The organism is Leucobacter chinensis, assembly GCF_019049105.1.
GTDB lineage: Bacteria > Actinomycetota > Actinomycetes > Actinomycetales > Microbacteriaceae > Leucobacter_A > Leucobacter_A chinensis.
The window spans coordinates 347,884-368,133 of record NZ_JAHQZR010000002.1 but is presented as its reverse complement, the minus strand read 5'-3'; the positions used below and the strand labels follow the sequence as shown (position 1 = coordinate 368,133).

The 20,250-nt window shown below is 61.3% G+C and carries 18 protein-coding genes; 12 read left to right on the top strand and 6 right to left on the bottom strand.

What is annotated here, in order from left to right; all coding sequences use genetic code 11:
- Positions 1-36: 36 nt before the first annotated feature.
- Positions 37-1,041 (top strand): ABC transporter permease, encoded by a 1,005-nt coding sequence (locus KTJ78_RS03695; protein ID WP_217132664.1) that lies wholly within the window; start codon positions 37-39, stop codon positions 1,039-1,041.
- A gap of 44 nt (positions 1,042-1,085) precedes the next feature.
- Complete coding sequence (locus KTJ78_RS03690; RefSeq protein WP_369807964.1) at positions 1,086-1,997, top strand: ABC transporter permease; 912 nt, start codon at positions 1,086-1,088, stop codon at positions 1,995-1,997.
- A gap of 186 nt (positions 1,998-2,183) precedes the next feature.
- Here the strand turns inward: KTJ78_RS03690 and KTJ78_RS03685 are convergent, their stop codons facing one another.
- Together KTJ78_RS03685 and aceB are read right to left on the bottom strand one after the other, a co-directional pair.
- A complete protein-coding gene (locus tag KTJ78_RS03685; RefSeq protein WP_217132660.1) occupies positions 2,184-3,833 on the bottom strand; it encodes an ABC transporter ATP-binding protein in 1,650 nt (549 codons plus the stop codon).
- Between the two features lie 111 nt (positions 3,834-3,944).
- A complete protein-coding gene (aceB, locus tag KTJ78_RS03680; protein WP_217132747.1) occupies positions 3,945-5,624 on the bottom strand; it encodes a malate synthase A in 1,680 nt (559 codons plus the stop codon).
- 155 nt (positions 5,625-5,779) lie between these two features.
- Between aceB and KTJ78_RS03675 the strand changes: the two genes are divergently transcribed.
- From KTJ78_RS03675 to KTJ78_RS03660, 4 genes are all read left to right on the top strand, one after another.
- On the top strand, positions 5,780-7,255 hold the full coding sequence (locus KTJ78_RS03675) for a helix-turn-helix transcriptional regulator (protein WP_217132659.1): 1,476 nt from the start codon (positions 5,780-5,782) through the stop codon (positions 7,253-7,255).
- A 167-nt stretch (positions 7,256-7,422) separates the two neighbouring features.
- Positions 7,423-7,821, top strand: coding sequence for an FHA domain-containing protein (locus KTJ78_RS03670; RefSeq protein ID WP_369807963.1), 399 nt, complete (start codon positions 7,423-7,425; stop codon positions 7,819-7,821).
- Positions 7,818-8,498, top strand: a complete 681-nt coding sequence (gene ftsR, locus KTJ78_RS03665) for a transcriptional regulator FtsR (RefSeq protein WP_217132657.1) — start codon at positions 7,818-7,820, stop codon at positions 8,496-8,498. The genes KTJ78_RS03670 and ftsR overlap by 4 nt, the downstream gene beginning before the upstream one ends.
- A gap of 95 nt (positions 8,499-8,593) precedes the next feature.
- The gene (locus tag KTJ78_RS03660) at positions 8,594-9,166 is read left to right on the top strand and encodes a MerR family transcriptional regulator (protein ID WP_217132656.1); all 573 of its coding nucleotides are present in this window, start codon (positions 8,594-8,596) and stop codon (positions 9,164-9,166) included.
- Between the two features lie 197 nt (positions 9,167-9,363).
- On the opposite strand, the gene KTJ78_RS03655 is transcribed toward KTJ78_RS03660, so the two are convergent.
- A complete protein-coding gene (locus KTJ78_RS03655; protein WP_217132655.1) occupies positions 9,364-10,230 on the bottom strand; it encodes a ParA family protein in 867 nt (288 codons plus the stop codon).
- A 136-nt stretch (positions 10,231-10,366) separates the two neighbouring features.
- Here KTJ78_RS03655 and def point away from each other — a divergent pair, with 136 nt between their 5' ends.
- Positions 10,367-10,858 carry a peptide deformylase gene (gene def / locus KTJ78_RS03650; protein ID WP_217132653.1) on the top strand — a complete coding sequence of 164 codons (492 nt, stop codon included), beginning with the start codon at positions 10,367-10,369 and terminating at the stop codon, positions 10,856-10,858.
- 90 nt (positions 10,859-10,948) lie between these two features.
- Here def and KTJ78_RS03645 read toward each other — a convergent pair whose 3' ends face one another.
- Positions 10,949-12,781, bottom strand: coding sequence for an AMP-dependent synthetase/ligase (locus KTJ78_RS03645; protein ID WP_217132651.1), 1,833 nt, complete (start codon positions 12,779-12,781; stop codon positions 10,949-10,951).
- Between the two features lie 163 nt (positions 12,782-12,944).
- On the opposite strand from KTJ78_RS03645, the gene KTJ78_RS03640 reads away from it, so the two are divergent.
- Together KTJ78_RS03640 and KTJ78_RS03635 are read left to right on the top strand one after the other, a co-directional pair.
- Positions 12,945-13,625, top strand: a complete 681-nt coding sequence (locus KTJ78_RS03640; protein ID WP_217132649.1) for a lysophospholipid acyltransferase family protein — start codon at positions 12,945-12,947, stop codon at positions 13,623-13,625.
- Between the two features lie 123 nt (positions 13,626-13,748).
- Positions 13,749-15,077 (top strand): class II 3-deoxy-7-phosphoheptulonate synthase, encoded by a 1,329-nt coding sequence (locus tag KTJ78_RS03635; RefSeq protein ID WP_217132745.1) that lies wholly within the window; start codon positions 13,749-13,751, stop codon positions 15,075-15,077.
- 246 nt (positions 15,078-15,323) lie between these two features.
- Here the strand turns inward: KTJ78_RS03635 and pknB are convergent, their stop codons facing one another.
- Positions 15,324-17,246: a Stk1 family PASTA domain-containing Ser/Thr kinase gene (gene pknB, locus KTJ78_RS03630; RefSeq protein ID WP_369807959.1), complete on the bottom strand. Its 1,923-nt coding sequence runs from the start codon at positions 17,244-17,246 to the stop codon at positions 15,324-15,326.
- Positions 17,247-17,352: 106 nt separating this feature from the next.
- Here pknB and KTJ78_RS03625 point away from each other — a divergent pair, with 106 nt between their 5' ends.
- A complete protein-coding gene (locus KTJ78_RS03625; RefSeq protein WP_369807958.1) occupies positions 17,353-17,688 on the top strand; it encodes an Rv2175c family DNA-binding protein in 336 nt (111 codons plus the stop codon).
- Positions 17,689-17,782: 94 nt separating this feature from the next.
- Here KTJ78_RS03625 and KTJ78_RS03620 read toward each other — a convergent pair whose 3' ends face one another.
- Positions 17,783-18,862 (bottom strand): polyprenyl synthetase family protein, encoded by a 1,080-nt coding sequence (locus tag KTJ78_RS03620; RefSeq protein ID WP_254259314.1) that lies wholly within the window; start codon positions 18,860-18,862, stop codon positions 17,783-17,785.
- Positions 18,863-18,960: 98 nt separating this feature from the next.
- On the opposite strand from KTJ78_RS03620, the gene KTJ78_RS03615 reads away from it, so the two are divergent.
- Positions 18,961-19,326, top strand: a complete 366-nt coding sequence (locus tag KTJ78_RS03615) for a DUF3040 domain-containing protein (RefSeq protein ID WP_217132646.1) — start codon at positions 18,961-18,963, stop codon at positions 19,324-19,326.
- A 486-nt stretch (positions 19,327-19,812) separates the two neighbouring features.
- Positions 19,813-20,244 (top strand): division/cell wall cluster transcriptional repressor MraZ, encoded by a 432-nt coding sequence (mraZ, locus tag KTJ78_RS03610; protein WP_217132645.1) that lies wholly within the window; start codon positions 19,813-19,815, stop codon positions 20,242-20,244.
- Positions 20,245-20,250: the final 6 nt, after the last annotated feature.

The following is a 20,250-nucleotide window of genomic DNA, read 5'->3' as shown; positions in this document are numbered from 1 at the left end:
CCCAGCGCATCAATGCTTTATTCAACGGAGGTTTGAGTGCTTCGTGTAATCGGCAAGCGGCTGCTGCTGCTCGTTCCCACGATGATTGGTCTAAGCATCTTGCTCTTTGCCTGGGTGCGTGCGCTTCCCGGAGGGCCCGCAGTGGCGCTCCTCGGAGAGAAAGCAACCCCAGAAGCTATTGAGCGAGTAAACGAGCTGTACGGTTTTGACCGGCCCTGGTATGAGCAATACTTCATCTGGGCCGGGCGGCTGCTGCAGGGCGACTTCGGAACCTCGATCCAAACCTCAAGGCCAGTGGTCGATGAGTTCATGCGCCGCTTCCCGGCGACGCTCGAGCTGTCATTTCTCGCGCTCATCATTGCGGTCGGTATCGGCGTACCGCTCGGCTATTTCGCTGCACGACGCTACGGCAAGGTGAGCGATCACGCTTCGGTCATTCTCAGCCTCGTCGGCATCACCATTCCGGTCTTCTTTCTCGCGTTCATTCTCAAGTTCATCTTCGCGGTGAAGCTCGGCTGGTTGCCATCAGATGGGCGGCAGAGCCCCCGCATCGACGCCACACACCCGACCGGGTTCTATGTGTGGGATGGCATCATCACCGGCGAATTCGATGCCGCGTGGAACGCAATCGTGCACCTCATTTTGCCCGCCGTCGCGCTCGCGACGATCCCCCTCGCAATCATCGTTCGCATCACGCGAGCGAGCGTGCTCGAGGTGCAAAACGCCGACTTCGTTCGCACCGGTAAGGGCAAGGGTGTCGCACCCCGAACGCTTCGCACGCGCTTCATCATGCGCAATGCGCTACTGCCGGTCGTTACCACCATCGGCCTCCAAGCGGGCCTACTCATCTCAGGAGCGGTGCTCACCGAGACCGTCTTCGCCTTTCCCGGCATTGGGTCGTTTCTCGCGACCGCGATCTTCCAGCGAGACTTCCCGGTGCTGCAGGGCTTCATCATCTTCATCGCACTCGCGTACGCGCTCATCAACCTCATCGTCGATGTCTCGTATACGTTGATTGACCCGAGAGTGAGGGTACAGTGACGCAACTCCCGACACCCCCAGAATCGCAGGTGCCCGTCGACACCGTGGCCCACGCCGTTCAGGCGAAGCAGCGCAGCGAAGATGCCCGAGGTGGCTTCTGGAACGACGTTTTTCGCCGGCTGAAGCGCAACCCTACCGCGTGGATCGGCGCCGTTATCGTCGCCATCTTCCTACTCGTCGCGCTCTTTGCGCCGCTGCTCACGCTCTACCCTGAGACGGCGCTGCCCGGTGCGCGGCACATTACCCCGACGAACATTCCGGGGCCAGGCGAGATTGACGGCTTCCCGCTGGGACTCGACCGCTTCGGCGGCGACGTCTACTCGAAGCTCATCTGGGGCGCGCGTGCCTCTCTCATCGTGGGCGTCCTTTCGACCGCGCTCGGCCTCATTGGCGGCATGATTCTGGGGCTCCTCGCTGCCACGTTCGGCGGCTGGGTCGACTCGCTGATCATGCGCTTCGTCGACATTATCCTTTCGGTGCCGAACCTACTGCTCGCGGTCTCGATCGCGGCTATTCTCGGTCAAACCCCGATGGCGGTGATGATCGCGATCGGTGCTTCGCAGGTGCCCATCTTCGCAAGGCTGCTGCGCTCTTCAATGCTGCAGCAGAACATCTCTGAATATGTGCTCTCGGCGCAAACCCTGGGCCTCGGCCGTGGCAAGATCACGATGACGCACACGCTGCCCAACGCGATCGGCCCGGTCATCGTGCAGGGCACGCTCACCCTCGCGACCGCCGTGATCGACGCCGCTGCGCTCTCGTTCCTTGGGCTCGGCGGCGGCCGGCCCGAAACGGCCGAGTGGGGGCGCATGCTCACCTACGCTCAGAACGAGCTCTCGATTGCACCGCAACTCGCCTTCCTGCCGGGCATCTGCATTGCAGTGACGGCGCTTGGGTTCACACTGTTGGGTGAGGCGCTGCGAGAGGCGATGGACCCGCGTACCAGGGCGCGGTAGCGGGCGGGGTTTCGCGCTCGGTGCTCGGGCAGCTGTTTGCGCGTCGTTTTCTCGTTCACTTGACGAAAAGCAGGGTGTTTACCGCGAAACACCCTGCTTTTCGTCAAGTAGACGCCGGTGACCGCGGGGGAGGCCGACGTTGCTCCCCTCGCAGGAAAGCGTCGAGGTGGCCAGGCGGAGCCAGGCCTACGCGATGTTCAGTGCGTTGCCCGGAATCGACGCGAGTAGGCGGCGCGTGTACGGGTCGCGGGGGTTCGCGAAGATCTCCTCGCTCGTTGCGGCCTCGACGAGTTCGCCATCTTTCATGACGCAGACGTAGTCGCTGATGAGGCGCACGACCGCGAGGTCGTGCGAGATGAAGAGGTAGCTGAGACCTTGCTCTCGCTGCAGGTCGCTCAGCAACGTGAGAATCTGGTCTTGCACGAGCACATCGAGCGCCGAGACCGGCTCGTCGCAGACGATGAGGTCGGGCTCAAGAGCGAGGGCGCGGGCAATCGCGACGCGCTGTCGCTGGCCGCCCGAAAGTTCTGATGGGTAGCGACGCATGAGCGACTGGGGCAACGCAACCTTGTCGAGCAGCTCTTTGACCCGCTCGCGGCGCCACTTGGCATCGCCGCGCTTGTAGAACTCGAGGGGTTCGCCGACGAGCCTCTCGATCGTGAACATTGGGTTGAGGCTCGAGTAGGGGTCTTGGAAGACGGGCTGCACTCGCTGACGAAAGTCTCGGGTTTCGGCCTTCGTGAGCTTTGAGATGTCTTTGCCCTCGAAGCGGATCGTGCCGTTCGTCGGTTCGATCACCTTGAGGAGCATGCGTGCGGTGGTCGTTTTGCCTGAGCCCGATTCGCCAACAATTGAGACGGTCTTGCCGCGGGGAATCTCGAGCGAGACGTTACTCACCGCGTGAAAACCGTCTTTCATGCCGCGCACGGGGTACACCTTCGTGAGGTTTTCGATCTCGACGATGGTGTCTGTTGGGGCGGTCTCGGCCGCGTCGCGCACGGCCGGCTCGTGGGCGGCGGGTTGCAGACGGGCGGCGGCGACCGAGGGGGCTGCCTGCACGAGCGACTGCGTGTAGGGATGTTGCGGGTTCTCGAGAATTTCGAGGGCGGGACCCTGCTCGACGATGCGGCCTCGGTACATGACGATGACGCGCTCGGCGCGTTCAGCGGCAAGGCCCAGGTCGTGAGTGATGAGCAGCACACTCGTGCCGAGCTCGGTGGTCATGACGTCAAGCTGATCGAGAATGGTTTGCTGCACCGTGACGTCAAGCGCGCTCGTGGGCTCGTCGGCGATAAGCAGGCGGGGGTTGCAGGCGAGGCCGATCGCGATGAGGGCACGTTGGCGCAGGCCGCCCGAGAGTTCGTGCGGGTACTGCTTGGCGCGGCGCTCGGCTTTGGGGATGCCTGCTGCTTCGAGCGCCTCGATTACTTTGGCGTCGACCGTGTGTCTCGTCGCGAGGCCGTGGGCGAGAAGGGTTTCGGCGACCTGAGTGCCGATCTTCGAGACGGGGTTGAGGTTTGACATGGGGTCTTGTGGCACCATGCCGATGTCACGGCCGCGAATGCCGCGGAGCGTCGACTCTGAGGCCCCCACGAGCTCGTTACCGTCGAGCGTGATGCTGCCTGAGGCGACGTGGCCGCCCGAGGCGAGAAGACCGATGAGGGCCATGGCGGTTGTCGACTTGCCCGACCCCGACTCGCCAACGATCGCAACGGTTTCGCCGGGCGAAATCTCGAAGCTGACATCTTGCACCGCGTGAACCACACCGTCCATCGTGCGAAAATCGATCGAGACGTCACGTGCGCTGAGCAGAGGAACAGTTCGTTCTGTTGTCATGACCCTATTCTCACTGGGTTTGTGTGCGAAGTACAGACCGCACAATAACGTTTTGCTCGCATTGTGGCCGTCTCCCTGACCACAATGCGAGCAAAACGCTGGCTTACTCTCTTACTCGGTTTCGACGAGGTGCGTGCTGTAGGCCGAGACCGTCAGGAACGTCGGGAAGGTCTCGCCGAGGGCAACCTCTGCGAAGATCTCTGCCGCGGTATCGAAGCGGTCGCCCTCCTGTCGAGGGGTGTTCTCGAGGAAATCGGCGATGAGCTCGCGCACCCACGCCGCCTTGATCGGGGTTCCCTCGGCCGTCTTCTGATCCTGGTGGATCCACTGCCAGATCTGTGAGCGGCTAATCTCGGCCGTCGCCGCATCTTCCATGAGGTTGTCGATCGCTGCGGCGCCTACGCCGCGCAGCCACGACTCGATGTAGCGGATGCCGATCGAAACGTTTTCACGCACTCCCTCGTCGGTGATGTCGCGACCGATGTGCATGTTGAGCAGGTCGGCCTCGGTCACGGTGACGTCGTCGCGCTGTCGATCGAGCTGGTTCGGGCGATCACCGAGCACCTCGGTGAAAGCTGCCCGTGCGATGGGAATGAGATCAGGGTGTGCAACCCAGGTACCGTCAAAGCCGTCGTTTGCCTCGCGCTCCTTGTCAGCGTGAACCTTCTCTTCGGCGTTGCGGGTAACCTCGGGGTCACGACGGTTCGGGATGAACGCGCTCATGCCGCCGATTGCCATGGCGCCGCGGCGGTGGCAGGTCTTCACGAGCAGCTCGGTGTAAGCCCGCATAAACGGCACCGTCATCGTCACCTCGCTGCGGTCGGGCAGAACGAAGCGGGCGCCACGGCCACGGTAGTGCTTGATGATCGAGAAGATGTAGTCCCAGCGGCCGGCGTTCAAGCCCGAGATATGGTCACGCATGACGTAGAGAATCTCTTCCATCTCAAACGCGGCGGGCAGCGTCTCGATGAGTACGGTCGCGCGAATCGTGCCGTGCTCGAGCCCGAGAACCGACTCGGTGTACGTGAAGATCTCGTTCCACAGCAGCGCCTCTTCGCTCGACTCGATCTTCGGAATGTAGAAGTAGGGGCCGCGGCCACGCGCGACGAGCTCGGCTGCGTTGTGGAATGCGTACAGACCAAAATCAACGAGGCTGCCAGAGGTTGCGCTGCCCTGGCCGTGAGGGGTGATGTAACGCAGGTGCTTCTCGACGAGGTGCCAGCCGCGAGGCCTCATGACGATCGTCGGGGTCTGCTCCGCGGTGACACGGTACTCTTTGCCCTCGGGGCTCGTGAACTCGAGCTGCTCACGAATCGCATCGAACAGGCTCAGTTGGCCGCCGATCACGTTGCGCCAGGTGGGGCTTGTCGCGTCTTCCTGGTCAGCGAGCCACACGTTCGCACCTGAGTTCAGGGCGTTGATGGCCATCTTCGGGTCGGTTGGGCCGGTGATCTCGACGCGGCGGTCGGTGAGGCCGGGCGCCGGGGGAGCGACCTTCCACGTCAGGTCTTCGCGAATGTGCTTCGTGTCGGCACGGAAGTGCGGATCGCGGCCGTTGCCGATTTCAAAGCGACGACGCTGGCGATCGGCGAGGCGGTCGTGACGGCCGCTTGCAAACATGCGGTGCAGGTCGGCGACGAACTGGAGCGCCTCTTCGGTGAGGATCTCGTCGTAGCGATCGTGCATGGGGCCGATGACCTCGATGCGGTGGCGGCCGGTAGCCGGGGGAGCCACGGTGGTCGTCGCGTTCGTTGCAAACGCTTGGCCGTTATCGGCGTGAGTGGGAGACATGGTGAGAGACATGAGGTGCTCCTTGTTCTTCGTTGAAAATGAGTGGGTTGATTACATTCTGAAGCCCGTCAACCCCGCCGGGTGACCAATTTGAGGGTGAAGAAATGCGATATTTCTGTTTGTGAGAAATAACCCTCGTGTGTCATCATGAGGGCATGATTGAAGACGCTCACGAAGTCGACGACGACCAAGAGTCGCTCGACGCGCTCACCCTCGGTCGCAACATTCGCGCTCGCCGCAAAGAGAGCGGTTTTACGCTCGAGCAGCTCGCGGCAAAGATTGACCGGGCCCCCTCGCAGCTCTCGGCGATCGAGAACGGGCGACGGGAGCCAAAGCTCACGATGATCCGCCGCATTGCTCAGGCGCTCGGCACGAGTGCCGCATCGTTGCTCGACATTCATGAGGTGGGCGAAAGGGAAGCGCTCGAGATCGCTGTCGAACGAGCGCAACGTGGGCCGGTCTTTCAGACGCTCGGCATTGAGCCGATCCGCGTTTCATCGGCGACGAACGATGAGACGCTGCGGGCCGTGCTCGCGTTGCACGAAGAGGTCACGCGGCTGCACCGTGAGCGCGCGGCAACGCCAGAGGAGGCGCGGCGCACGAACACCGAGCTTCGTAAAGACATGCGGGTGCGCAACAACTATTTCGCCGAACTCGAGGCGCACGCCAAAGAACTGCTCGCTGTTTCGGGCTATACGGGTGGCCCCGTTTCGCAGCGGACCGTGGCTGACATTGCTGAGCGACTCGGCTACTCGCTGCACTACGTGAACGACCTGCCGCACTCGACGCGCTCGGTGGTCGACAAGCGCAACGGGCGCATCTACCTTGGGAGCCACGGCAACACCCGCTACAGCAGAACTCCGATCGTTCGCGCGCTCGCGAGCATCGTGTGCGGCCACGAAGAGCCGACCGGGTATGACGAGTTCTTGCGACAGCGCGTTGAGGCGAACTATCTGGCCGGCGCGGTGCTCGTGCCGGAGGAGCCCGCGGTTGCGTTTCTTGAGAATGCCCGCAAGCAGCGGCAAATTTCGATGGAAGATCTGCGTGACGCCTTTGCGGTCTCGTACGAGATGGCCGCCCACCGCTTCACGAACCTCGCGACCGAGCGCCTCGATATTCCCGTGCACTTCATGAAGGTGCACGAGTCGGGCACGCTCATTAAAGCCTATGAGAATGATCACGTACGCTTTCCGAGTGACGTGCTTGGGGCCTTCGAAGGGGCGACCGTCTGCAGGCGTTGGACCGCGCGCACGGTGTTCGGGCAGGCAGACCGCTTTAACCCCTGGTATCAGTACACCGACATGCCAGACGGGCGAACGTACTGGTGCACCTCGCGCATCGAGGGGGCAAAAGAGGGCGACTTCTCGGTGAGCGTCGGAGTGCCATTCGACGAAGTGAAGTGGTTTCGCGGGCGTGACACCCCGCACCGCACCCGCTCGTGGTGCCCGGAAGAATCGTGCTGCCGATCGGCGCCAGATGACCTGGGCGAGAAGTGGGGGCACAACGCGTGGCCCGAGGCAGCAACGCCCACGAGCCTACTCGCGGCACTGCCGACAGGAACCTTTCCCGGTGTCGACTCGTTGCGCGTTTTTGAGTTTCTTGAGCGGCACGAAAAGCCTGGCTGGTCATAATCGAAAACTTCAGTCGCAATCACACAAGAAATTGTGCGTGTCTCAGCGACCTACGGTAGCGTAGACGGGACAGTCAATAGAGGGTAGGAGGTTCGGTGAACATCGAAAGCTCAAGTCGCAAGCCGGCAGACGGAGGAGTCTTTCAGACGGAGCGTTTCCGCGAAGACGTGAACTCTGTGATTCGGTCACGCGTAACCGACCTCTCAGTTGACGAAATTGAGGCGGTGAAGTCGCTGCCATCAGGCGCCGCGCTTCTTGTCGTTCGTCGCGGCCCCGATCTTGGCGCACGCTTTTTGCTCGACCAGGCTTCGACGGTTGCAGGCCGCCACCCCGAGGTCGACATTTTTCTTGACGATGTGACCGTCTCGCGCAAGCATGCCGAGTTCAGCCGCGAGGGCACCACCTTCTCGGTGCGCGACCTGGGCTCACTGAACGGTACTTTTGTCGGCGGTAGCCGCATCGATGGCACCGTGGTGCTCGCCGACGGCGTCGAGGTGCAGGTGGGCAAGTTCAAGTTCACGTTTTTCCCGTCACGGTTTGACCTGGCTGGTGAAGATTTCTCATGACCGCGGCTGGTGCCGCAAAGTCGCGGGGGGATCGGCTCAGTATCGGGCAGGTGCTCGACCGGCTGAGCGCTGACTTTGACGACCTCACACTCTCGAAACTTCGTTTTCTTGAAGACCGTGGGCTTGTTACGCCAGAGCGAACGAGCTCGGGCTACCGCAAGTTCAGTCAGGCGCACATTGACCGTATTCGGCTCGTGTTGACGCTGCAACGGGATCATTATTTGCCACTTAAAGTCATCGCGGAGTACCTGCAAGATCTCGATGACGGGAAGTCTCCAGAGATTCCAGGCGCGGCGGCAGGGACCACCTCGATGCTGCGTCCCGTCACGATCCTCAACCGTGAGGAGCTGATGCGACAAACTGGCGCGAGCCCCAAGTTGCTCGGCGATGCGATCTCTGCTGGTCTTTTGCCCGCGGTTGAGGTGTTTCAAGCTGATGCGCTTGAGCAGTTGCGCTCGCTCGTGACTCTTGAACAGCGCGGCATCACCCCGAGGCACCTGCGCATGATGCGTGTCTCGGTCGAACGCGAGGCCGAGTTGCTGCACCAAGCGGCCCAGTTGAGAGCCCGACCTGAGGCAAATTTGAACGCCCGTGAAGAAGCTCTTGAGATGCTCGAACACCTCGAAGCGGTGCGCTCGGGTATGCTACGGAATACGCTTTTAGGTAACGCTCGATAACTTTTTTACGACACGTCGAAAAAAGGTGAGTCGTTCATTGAAAGTGGGCACCCCTCTGGGTACGGTTAGGGGAGTTCAATACGTGGGAGGCAAACATGCAACAGGGGCCAGATGCGCCGTCGAGTGAATCGAGCGACGCAATCGGAGATGCTCTGCTGTTTGACGACGGCCTCCCAAAGCCTGACACCGACGGTGGCTACAAAGGCGCAGTAGCGGCACGTGCTGCTGGTATCAGCTACCGCCAGCTCGATTACTGGGCTCGTACTGGTCTTGTTGAGCCAACCGTGCGTGGCGCGGCGGGCTCAGGTACGCAGCGCCTGTACAGCTTTCGCGACATCCTGGTATTGAAGCTCGTCAAGCGCCTGCTCGACACCGGTATTTCGCTCCAGCAGATCCGCACCGCTATCGAGCAGCTGCACGCCTCGGGCGTCTCAGACCTCGCAGAGGTGACCCTCATGAGCGATGGCGCGGGTGTGTACCTCTGTGTCTCGCCCGACGAGGTTATTGACCTGATGAGCCAGGGGCAGGGCGTCTTCGGCATTGCCGTGGGCAAGGTGCTACAGGAGGTTTCAACGACGCTCGTTGACCTCGAAGAGCATCGGGAGGTCATCGTCACCGACTCGGCCTCTGACGAGCTCGCACAGCGTCGAGCCAAAAAGATTTCTTAGGAGCTGACCGGGAAATAACGCCCCATCAGCATCTTCCGAAGCTCCGAGACGCGCTTATTGCGCGCTCGGAGCTTTTTCGTTGCGTTTTCGAGGAGCCGAGAGGCCTGCGCAGCGCGGTGAATGGCCTCAGAAACGCCTGTGCCGCACCTCCAAAACGGGGGTGCGGCACACAAACGGGTGGAGCGTGTTTGAGCGTTCTACTGCTCGTCGTCGGCGTTCACGTCAACGACGGCCTGCGTGGCAGTGATCGAGGTGCGACGAGCCTTGCGCAGCGTGTCGACATCGAAGCCGACCGAATCGAGTACCTGGCCGAGAATCGTGTCGAAGTGCGAGGCCATTTCTTGGACTGACTCACCTGGCCACATGTGCAGCGGCTTTGCCGCACCCTGTGCCTGTTGGAGCGAAGTGCGCTCTGGGAGCTGCGGGTCAAGAATGAGCTCGCCGAACATTTCGCGCAACTCGCGAATGCGGAACTGGTGTTCCATTGACTGGGGCTTCGTCCGGTTGATGACGATGCCGAGCGGCTCGAGACGCGGGCTGATGCCGGTACGGATCTCTTCGATCGCACGGAGCGCACGGTCGGCTGCGGCAACGGCGAAGAGCCCAGGCTCGGTCACGATGACGACGCGGTCACTCGCAGCCCAAGCAATGCGTGTCAGGGCGTTGAGCGAGGGAGAGCTGTCGATGAGTACGAGATCGTAATCGGGCTCAACCGTTGCGAGCGCCTCTTCGAGCTTCCAGATTTCGCGCATGGTTGGGTGAGGGCCATCGAAGTTGATCGCCGAGGGGCTACCGAGCAGTAGGTCGATTGCGCCGTCGTGGTGTTTGTTCCACCCACTCGGGAGAATTGCGTCGCGAACATCCTTCGGATTCTCAAGAATATCTGCGATGTTCTTGGTCTCGTCGGTTGGCGATACGTCGAGGCCCGTTGAAACGTCTGACTGCGGGTCAAGGTCAACAACGAGGGTGCGCAACCCCAGCGAGAACGCTGCAGAGGCGAGGCCTAGTGTCACCGTCGTCTTACCGACGCCGCCTTTTAAAGAACTAATACTCAAAACATGCACGCTTTAACTCTACCCTGTGAACCTTGAAACCCTCGAAGAAAAGTGGGCACTGAGCAATATCTTTGGCACAGTTCGTTAGAATTTGTCTCATTGTCTTCTTCACACATCGACTCATGAGATAGGTGGCCTCTTCGTTATGGCTATTCGTGACATTCGCCTCTTCGGTGATCCCGTTCTTGCTGCTCCGTGCCAACCAGTAGGGGCCATCGACGACGGCGTGAGGCAGCACGTGCAAGACCTGCTCGACACCGTCGACATGGATGGCCGCGCGGGGCTCGCCTCGAACCAGATCGGCCATCAGCTGCGTGCCTTCAGCCTCAACATCGAGGGCAAGCTTCAGTATGTCCTGAACCCCGAGATTGTCTCGCTCGAGGGAGAGCCCGAGGCTACGGGTGAGGGCTGCCTCTCAGTGCCCGACCTCTGGTATCCCGTCATGCGGTACCCGAAGGCCACCGTGCGCGGTATCGACCTCGAAGGCAACGAGGTGGTGATTACGGGCGAGGGGCTCCTTGCGCAGGCACTCCAACATGAGTGTGATCACCTCGACGGCAAGCTGTACCTCGATCGCCTTGAGCGTGCAGAGCGCGGCAAGGCGCTTCGCGAGATTCGCGCCTCGTCCTGGTTCTAGGGCGCAAGCCGCGCGATCCGCCGCCATCGAAACCGAGAGAGGGCCCCACGCATGTTCTGCGTGGGGCCCTCTCTCGTGAGCGGCGAATGCCTACTTGCCGTGCGTGTGCAACGCCTCGGTCTGCGGGTTATCACCGTAGATCTTGTCGATGTCGGCCTGGAAATCACGCAAGATATTGTCGCGCTTGATGCTCATCTTGGGCGTGAGGTGGCCCGAATCTTCAGTGAAGTCGGTGGGCAGCACCACGAATTTGCGGATCGACTCGGCACGCGACATGTACGCGTTGCCCTCGTCGACCGCGCGCTGAATCTCGGCGAGAACCTTGGGGTGGGCCGCTGCCTCGTTGAGCGACATGTTCGGGTCTTCGCCGTTGTTCGTAAGCCAGGTCGGCAGCATTTCGGTGTCGAGGGTGACGAGGGCCGCGATGAACGGCTTCTGGTCGCCGACGACGACGATCTGGCCGACGATCGGGTTCGCGCGAATCGCGTCTTCGAGGACGGCCGGGGCAACGTTTTTGCCGCCGGCGGTGACGATGATCTCTTTCTTACGGCCGGTAATGCTGAGGTAGCCGTCGGCGTCGAGCGTGCCAAGGTCGCCCGTCTTGAAGAACCCGTCTTCGGTGAAGACCTTCTTGGTCTCTTCGGGGTTGTTCCAGTACTCCTTGAATACGTCGATGCCCTTCACCTGAATTTCGCCGTCGTCAGCGATGCGCACGGTGTGGCCTGGCAGTGCGGGGCCAACGGTGCCGATCTTGAACTTATCGGGCAGGTTCACGGTGACCGGTGCGGTCGTCTCGGTGAGGCCGTAGCCCTCGAGCACCTTGATGGTGAGTGAGTGGTAGAAGTGGCCGAGGTAGCGCGACAGCGGCGCCGAGCCCGAGATCGCGTACTTCACGCGGCCGCCAAGGGTCTCGCGCAGCTTCGCGAAGACGAGCTTGTCGTAGAGCGCGTACTTGAGCTTCAGACCAAAGCCGACCTTGCCTTTTTCGAGCGCCTCTGAGTACTCAACGGCGCAGGCTGCAGCGGCACGGAAGATCTTGCCCTTGCGGCCGGCCTCTGCCTTCTGCTCTGCCGAGTTGTACACCTTCTCGAACACGCGGGGCACCGCGAGAATGAACGAGGGGCGGAACGAGCCGAGCGAGGGCACGAGCTGTGAGGTGTCGGGCTGGTGGCCGACGCGCACACCCGAGTACACGCAGAGCACCGAGATGAAGCGGGCGAAGACGTGGGCGAGGGTGACGAAGAGGAGGGTCGATGCGCCCGGCTCGCGAACAACCTCGTTGAGGCCCGCGGCCGCGTTGCGCGACAGATCGACAAAGTTTGAGTGGGTGAGCACGCAGCCCTTGGGGCGGCCGGTCGAACCCGAGGTGTAGATGAGGGTCGCGATGTCTTCGCCCTTGGCCGCGCTGCGGCGCTCTTCGAGAGTCTCGTCGCTGACCTCAGCGCCAGCAGCCGCGAGGGTATCAAGGTCACCCTCGTCCATGCGCCAGACAAGGTCGATGTTTGGGGTGTTACCGCGAATCTCTGAGAAGCGCTCGTGGTATTCCTCGGCCTGCAGAATGATCGCACGTGCGCCCGAGTCTTCGAGAACCCAGTGGATCTGCAGCGGTGACGAGGTCTCGTAGATTGGCACCATGACGGCGCCCGCGTAGAAGATGGCGAAGTCGATGAGCGACCACTCGTAGCTCGTCTTGCACATGAAAGCGATCTTGTCGCCGGGCTTGATGCCCTGGGCGATGAGGCCCTTTGCGAGGCTGACGACCTGGTTGCGAAACTCGGTCGCGGTAATGTCACGCCACCCGTCGCCCTGCGGAACGGCAAAAAGTGCTTGGTGAGGCGTGGCCTGAACTCGTTCTTCAAGAAGTGAAGTGATATTGCTCTCTGGTGTGAGTGGAACGAGCAGGGGGGTTTCAGTTTGATTCACGGTAGCTCCTTTGATACCTATTCTAGGACGGTAGGTTTGCCGACCCGTTACGGGCATCTTGTCATAACCACCTTAGCCCCGACAGCCTCAATACCCTTATCGCATTGGCGCTGGGGTATATTCTTTGAGAGCCTCAACCGTCATTCCTTTGGAGAGAAACTCGATGATTTATTGGATCCTCAAACACCTGATCGTTGGGCCACTCGTCAAACTTATCTATCGCCCCTGGATCGAAGGGGCTGAAAACATCCCGCCGACAGGGCCGGTCATCATCGTCGGCAACCACCTCTCGGTCATCGACTCGTTCTTCCTTCCGCTCATGATCGATCGCCGTGTGCACTTTCTCGCCAAGAGTGATTACTTCACCGGCAAGGGGCTCAGCGGTTGGTTTGTGAAACACTTCATGCTCGCAACCGGCCAGATTCCCATTGACCGTTCGGGCGGCAAAGCCTCTGAGGCGGCGCTCAACACCGGACTTGGGGTGCTTGATAAAGGCAACATGCTCGCGATGTACCCCGAGGGTACGAGGAGCCCAGACGCGCGCCTGTATCGCGGCCGCACGGGTGTCGCCCGACTCGTCGTTGAATCAGGTGCCGTCGTCGTGCCCGCCATTATGGTCGATACCGAAAAGGCGCTTCCGATCGGCAAGAAGATTCCGCGGGTGCGCCGCATCGGCTCGATCATCGGCGAACCGCTCGACTTCACCCGCTTTCAGGGCATGGCCGCCGATCGTTTCGTGCTGCGAAGCGTCACCGACGAAATCATGTACGAAATTCAGAAGCTCAGCCAGCAAGAATACGTCGATATTTACGCCTCAAGCGTACGAAACCGCGCGAAGGCGTAAAGACCGCGACAACGATTTGACACCCCGTTTACAATGGGGTTACGTCAGCTCGGCGTACTCTCGAAACTTAAGGATAAGTGCGTGGATCACCAGGATATTCAGACGAATCTGCAGTCAGTCGGGATGCAAGGCTTTGATACCTATCGCGATCTCGAGGCGAAACAGCAGCCCGTCTGGAACGACGAGAAGACGCTCAACGGCGTGCTCTCGCAGCTCAGCACGCAACCTCCGCTCGTTTTTGCCGGTGAAGCAGACGTTCTGAAGTCGAGGCTTGCTGCCGCTGCCCGCGGAGAAGCGTTCTTGCTGCAGGGCGGCGATTGCGCTGAGACGTTCGAGGCGGCGACCGCTGATAAGATCCGCGATCGTGTAAAAACGCTGCTGCAGATGGCCGTCGTGCTCACGTACGGTGCCTCGATGCCCGTGATTAAGGTCGGCCGCATGGCCGGCCAGTTCGCGAAGCCCCGCTCGAGCGACACCGAGACTCGCGACGGAGTGACGCTTCCCGCGTACCGCGGCGATCTTGTGAACGGCTACGACTTCACCGAGGAGTCGCGCACGCCAAACCCCGAGCGCCTACTACAGGGCTACCACGTGTCGGCTTCGACGCTGAACCTCATTCGCGCGTTCACGCAGGGCGGCTTCGCTGATCTGAGGCTCGTGCACGACTGGAACAAGGGATTCATCTCGAATCCCGTGAACCAGCGCTACGAGGCTCTCGCCGCCGAGATAGACCGGGCCGTGCGCTTCATGATGGCCTGCGGGGTAGACTTCGGCGCGCTCGAACGCACCGAGTTCTTCGTGAGCCATGAAGCGCTGCTGCTCGAGTACGAGCGCCAGCTCACTCGCACCGACTCGCGCACCGGCGACATCTACGACACCTCGGCACACATGCTGTGGATCGGCGAGCGCACACGCGACATCAACGGCGCGCACGTCGAGTTTCTCTCGAAAGTCAAGAACCCCATCGGCGTCAAGCTCGGGCCGACGACGAAGCTCGATGATGCCCTACGGCTCATCGACAAGCTCGACCCAGAGCGCGAGCCGGGCCGCCTCACCTTCATTACGCGCATGGGCGCGGGCAAGATTCGCGACGTGCTGCCGGGCCTGCTCGAGGGCGTGCGCGATGCCGGTGCCCTGCCGCTGTGGGTCACCGACCCAATGCACGGCAACGGCATTACGACACCCAACGGCTTCAAGACGCGTCGCTTCGACGAGATCATGGACGAGCTCAAGGGCTTCTTCGAGGCCCACCGCGAGGTCGGCACCTACCCGGGCGGCATGCACGTTGAGCTCACGGGCGACGACGTGACCGAGTGCTTGGGCGGTGCAGAGAACATCGACGAGCTTGCGCTTGAAGCACGCTACGAGTCGGTCTGCGATCCGCGGCTCAACCACCGCCAGTCGCTCGAGCTGGCGTTCCAGGTTGCCGAAGAGCTGAAGCGCCGCCACTGAGGGTCTGAAGTGCCGCGTCGCTGAGTTTTGCTGCAACGCCGCTCCGCTGTGGCGCTGAAGCGGCGCTCCGCTGTGGCACGTTGCCTGAGCTTTTGCGGTTTACTTGACGAAAAGCAGGGTGTTCGTAGAGAAACACCCTGCTTTTCGTCATATGGATTCGGTTTGCGGTCTCGCAGCCCGGTGCGCGACCCTCGTGACCGTGACCGTGACCGTGACCGCCACGGCCACACAGCCCGAGGCTCGTGGCTACAGCGAGATAACGCTCTTGACCTGCACCTCGGAGCCCTTCGGGGCCATTTCGCCAGCACCTGGAACGCTTTCTTTGACCTCTGCCATGCCCCGCAAGATCTCTGGCACGAGCGTGCTCGGCTCGAAGCCAGCCTCTGAGAGGAGGTCTATCGCTTCCTGCAGCTTCATGCCTGAAACATCGGGAATCTCGAAGAGCTCGGGGCCGCGCGAAACAACGAGACCGACGCTGTCGCCGCGGTACATGGTGTCGGCGGGGTAGTGGGCCGAGATCACGCGGTCAGCCTTGACCGAATCGCTGTACTCGAGCCAGCCGAGCTCGTCATCGATCTCAAGGCCGGCCTCTGCCAGTTTTTCGCGGGCCTCGGCGTCGCTCAGGTCGCTAATCTCGGGAAGTTGACCGGCAGAGACGACCACATCGATGACGCTCTGCTCGGGCATCATCTGGGGCAACTCGTCGCCGTCTTCAGTGCTCGTCCAGAGCACGGTTCCCTCTGGCTGGTCGCTGAACTGCTCGGCGCGAACCTTGCCGGAGATGAAGCGTGCCTCGTTGATCTTCTTCTGGGCCTCTTCGAGGTCGAGCCCGGTGAGATCGGGAGTCTCGAGCGATTCGGGGCCGATCGAGATGCAGAGGTTCACCGATGATTCCCGCTCAACCCGCGTGCCTGGCGCTGGATCGAGGTCGACCACGCCACCCACATCGGTCGTGAGTGCGTAGCACTCGCTCGTGGTGGCGATGAGGTTCATTCCTTCGAGGGCTTGCGTTGCTTCTTCGGCGGTGAGTCCCTCGAGCTCGGGCACGGTCACGAGCGATCCCGGGCCAGAGCCGAAATACCAGCCCACGCCGGCTGCGATAGCCGCGAGGCCAGCGACGATGCCGAGCATGATGGCTCCCTTGCGTCGCTGCTTGCGGCCTCTTGCGTAGGCGAGAGCAGTCGCCGAACGTGGCTCGATCGCCTCTTGCGCGGGCGCCGGCGCGTCAGGGGTCGGCTGTTCCTCTGGCAGCGGATCGACGACAGTCGTGCATGGCAGCTGCGTCGTGAGCACTTGCGTTCCGAGTACCTTGGTCGCGAAGTCGGGGGCGGGGCCGTCATGCGAAGCCTCGACGGCCTGTAGCATCTCGGCGGCGTCGGCTGGGCGTTTTTCAGGCTCTTTGTCGGTTGCCCAGAGCACGATCGCGTCGAGCTCTGGAGTTGACTGGCTGCTGAGCGTCGAAGGGGCAGGGACTACGTCGTGGGCGTGTTGATAGGCGATTTGCATCGGCTGATCGCCCGTGAAAGGCTGCTCGCCTGTCAGCATCTCAAACATCATGATGCCAAAGGCATACACGTCGCTCTGCTTGTCAGCGACGCCACGGGTCACGAGTTCGGGTGAGAGGTAGGCGATTGTGCCGAGCAGCGCCTGACCGGTGCCCGTGTTTGCGCTCGCAGGGCGCGCGAGACCGAAGTCGGCAAGTTTGATGCGGCCGTCATCGGCGAGCAGTACGTTTTCTGGTTTGAGATCACGGTGGATGATGCCAGCGGCGTGGGCCGCGCTGAGCCCGGAAAGAATGGACTCGCTCACCTCGATGGTTTGCTCGGTCGTGAGAAAACGCTGCTGTTTGAGCAGCTCACGCAGCGTGATGCCGGGCAAGTACTCCATGACGAGGTAGACGGTCTCGCCTTCTTCGCCCTGATCGAGCACACTGACGAGGTTTGGGTGAGTGAGCTTCGCGGCATTGCGAGCCTCTTGCTCGAAGCGGTTGCGAAAATCTGGATCTTCAGCGAGGTGGGGGTGCATCGCCTTAATGGCGACCGTGCGGTGTAGACGATTGTCAGTCGCCATGTAGACGGTTGCCATGCCTCCTCGCGCGATCCGCGAATGGATCACATAGCGCCCCTCAAGGGTGTGCCCAATCAGCGGGTCGGAGGAAACAGAAGTCACACGAGAAGTCTACGGAACCCAAGAGGCTTCTGGGGGTACACGCGCCGCGTTCCAGTGAGCATACAGACTTTGAAACATTCAGCTGAACCGTGGCAAAGTGTTACCTGTGAATGAAACAAAGCCAGAATACCTTTCGATTCCTGATGTTGCCGAGATGCTCGAGATTACCCCGAGCCAGGTACGGCGACTCATCGAGGAACGCCACCTCTCGGCAAAACGCATCGACAATGTCCTGCAAATACCCGCGTTGTTCCTAATGAATTCGGAGACAGTCTCGGGTCTGCGCGGCACGCTCATTCTGCTCGAAGACTCTGGCTTTTCGAACGACGAAGCGATCGACTGGGTGCTCTCAGAGAGCGAAGAACTTGGCGGTACCCCCATTGATGAGTTGCGCAAGGGGCACAAGGCTCCCGTGCGCCGCGCGATTCAGATGCTTGCTTAGTCGAATAGTTGCTGAGCGAGCAGCACGAGTAGCTCGAACTCTCGAGCGCACACACTCACGCCGCCGCCCGTGCGGCCTTGACTCGCGGCGTGGCTTAGGCGTCGCGGGTCGCGGCGAACTCGGCGAGCGAGATAAGGGCCGCCACAGCTTTCTCGTCGAGTGCAGCCTCACTGAGTGCTTCGCGGGCGAGCCCCACGTTGCCAGAGATCATCGTCTCGACTCGTGCTTTGGCTCCGGTCTGGCTGATGGTGTCCTGGAGCACCCTGATTTGTTCACGGTTGAGCGTTGGGTCGCCGTGGAGGTCGTCGAACACGCGCTTCGGCCCCGAAGGGAGGCCCTCGCGAGCGAGAGTGACGAGCACGGTGCGTTTGCCCTCGGTGAGGTCATCGCCGCTCGGTTTGCCGGTAACCTGTTCGTTGCCGAAGACACCGAGCAGATCGTCTCGAAGCTGAAAGGCAACGCCAACGGGCAGGCCGAAATCAGCGAGTGCTCCGAGCTGTTTGGGTGATGCGCCGGCCATTGCTGCTCCGATGAGAATGGGAGCCTGGATACTGTACTTCGCCGACTTGTAGACGAGCACCCTCGTCGAGCGTTCGAGCTGTACCTCGTGTTCGGCGAATGCCTGGTGCTGTTCCTCGAGCACATCGAGAAATTGGCCGACGGCCACCTCGCTGCGCATGCGGTTGAAGTGCTGCCTCGCACCGAGGGCCGCGTCACGGTTCGGTAGTGCGTCGAGCGCGCGCTGGAGGGTCTCGTCGGCCCACGACTGCAGGAGATCGCCGAGCAGAATTGCGGCGGCCTCGCCAAAGTGGTCGGCGTCGCCCCGGTAACCGCGCTCACGATGCACACCCGCGAAGAAACGGTGCGAGGCGGCTCTGCCTCGGCGTGAGTCTGAACGGTCGATGATGTCATCGTGCACGAGGGCGGCCGCGTGAAAGAGTTCGAGGGCGCATGCTGCGTCGAGCACGGCAGAGAATGCCCCTTGGGTCGAGGCGTTGCGGTCGTGGCTGCCGGCTACCGCTTCGTAACCGAGCACGAGAAACTGAGCCCTGAGACGCTTGCCGCCCTGTAAGAACAGGTGGGCCTCGTCAAGGAGCGGGGCAAAATCAGGGCCTATCTCTTTGAGGCCCTCTCGCTGTTGGGCGATGATTTCGTCAAGGCGCTGCTGGGTCATTTCTGCGAGGGTTTGAGTATGGTGCACATTCATAGCCTACTGTGGGGCGGGCAGGGTAGAATGCATAGTAAGCAAGTCCAGTTTCTACGGAGGAAATCGTGGCCCTTTCAGAACACGAGCAGCGGTTGCTCGAGGAGATGGAGCGGGGGCTGTATGCGAGTGAAGCAGACAGCGTCGTTACCAGTCGTGCCTCGGGTGGTGGCCCCTCGTATCGAGCCATAGTCATCGGCTCTCTCATTATTCTTGCCGGAGTAGGAGTTCTGATCGGTGGCGTTGCCGGTGGGTTGATTTGGCTTGGCCTTATCGGCTTCGTCGCGATGCTCGGTGGGGCACTCTTTATGTTTGACCCGAAGAACAGGGTGCAAACGGCGAAGAACGGCTCATCACCGAAGGCCAAACCTAGAGATTCGTATGCCGATCGTGCACAGCAGCGTTGGGAAGAACGTATGGATGGCGAGCGCTAAACCATACCGCCTCAGCCCCTTCATCTGAACTCCGAGCAGTAGCTCACAATACCGTCGAGAAATCGGCGGTATTTTTTTTATGCCCACGAGCTCCTGAGCGCTTGTGCACAAGCGTTGCGGATCGCGGAGCTTGACCGAAGCTTGCGCAGAGCAAGGTGCATGTGCGGATCGCGGGCTTCGACCGCGGGTATCGCATCTCGATCGCGGGCGTTGGATCGCGGGGCAGTGGATCGTGGGGCAGCGGAGCGCGGGGCAGTGGAGCGCCGCGATCCGCTTGATCATGCCCGAGTTGGCTGCGGGACGGCTTCGCGCGCTCAAAAATGGGCAAAAGTGCTCCATTTCCCTCCACCGCTCAAAATAGCTCAAATAAAGGGCAATATTTGCCAAAGCTCCGAAATCTATATGAAAAAGAGTGATTTGTGGTTTGAAGTGGAGTAAAGTGGGGCCCAATGTGAATCACGAGCCGAAAGGGAGAGGAGGCGCCCGGTGTTTCTTGGCACGTTCTCTCCCAAGCTTGATGAAAAGGGCCGCGTCATTCTTCCCGCGAAGTTTCGTGATGAGCTCGGCAACGGGCTCGTCATCACCCGGGGGCAGGAGCGCTGCTTGTACGTGTTCAGCGAGCGTGAGTTCGGTGAACTGCACGAGCGCGTGCGCCAGGCCCCGATCACCTCGAAGCAGTCGCGTGATTTTATGCGCGTGTTCCTGTCGGGTGCTCACGCAGAGGTGCCTGACAAACAGCACCGAGTGACGATTCCGCAGGCACTCAGGACCTATGCGGGGCTTGACCGTGAGCTCGTGGTCATTGGCGCCGGTTCACGTGCCGAGATTTGGAACGCTGAGGCGTGGCAGCAGTACCTCGATGAGCAAGAGACCGTGTTTGCCGAGATAGAAGAAGAGGTGATTCCGGGCATGTTCTAGCCCGTG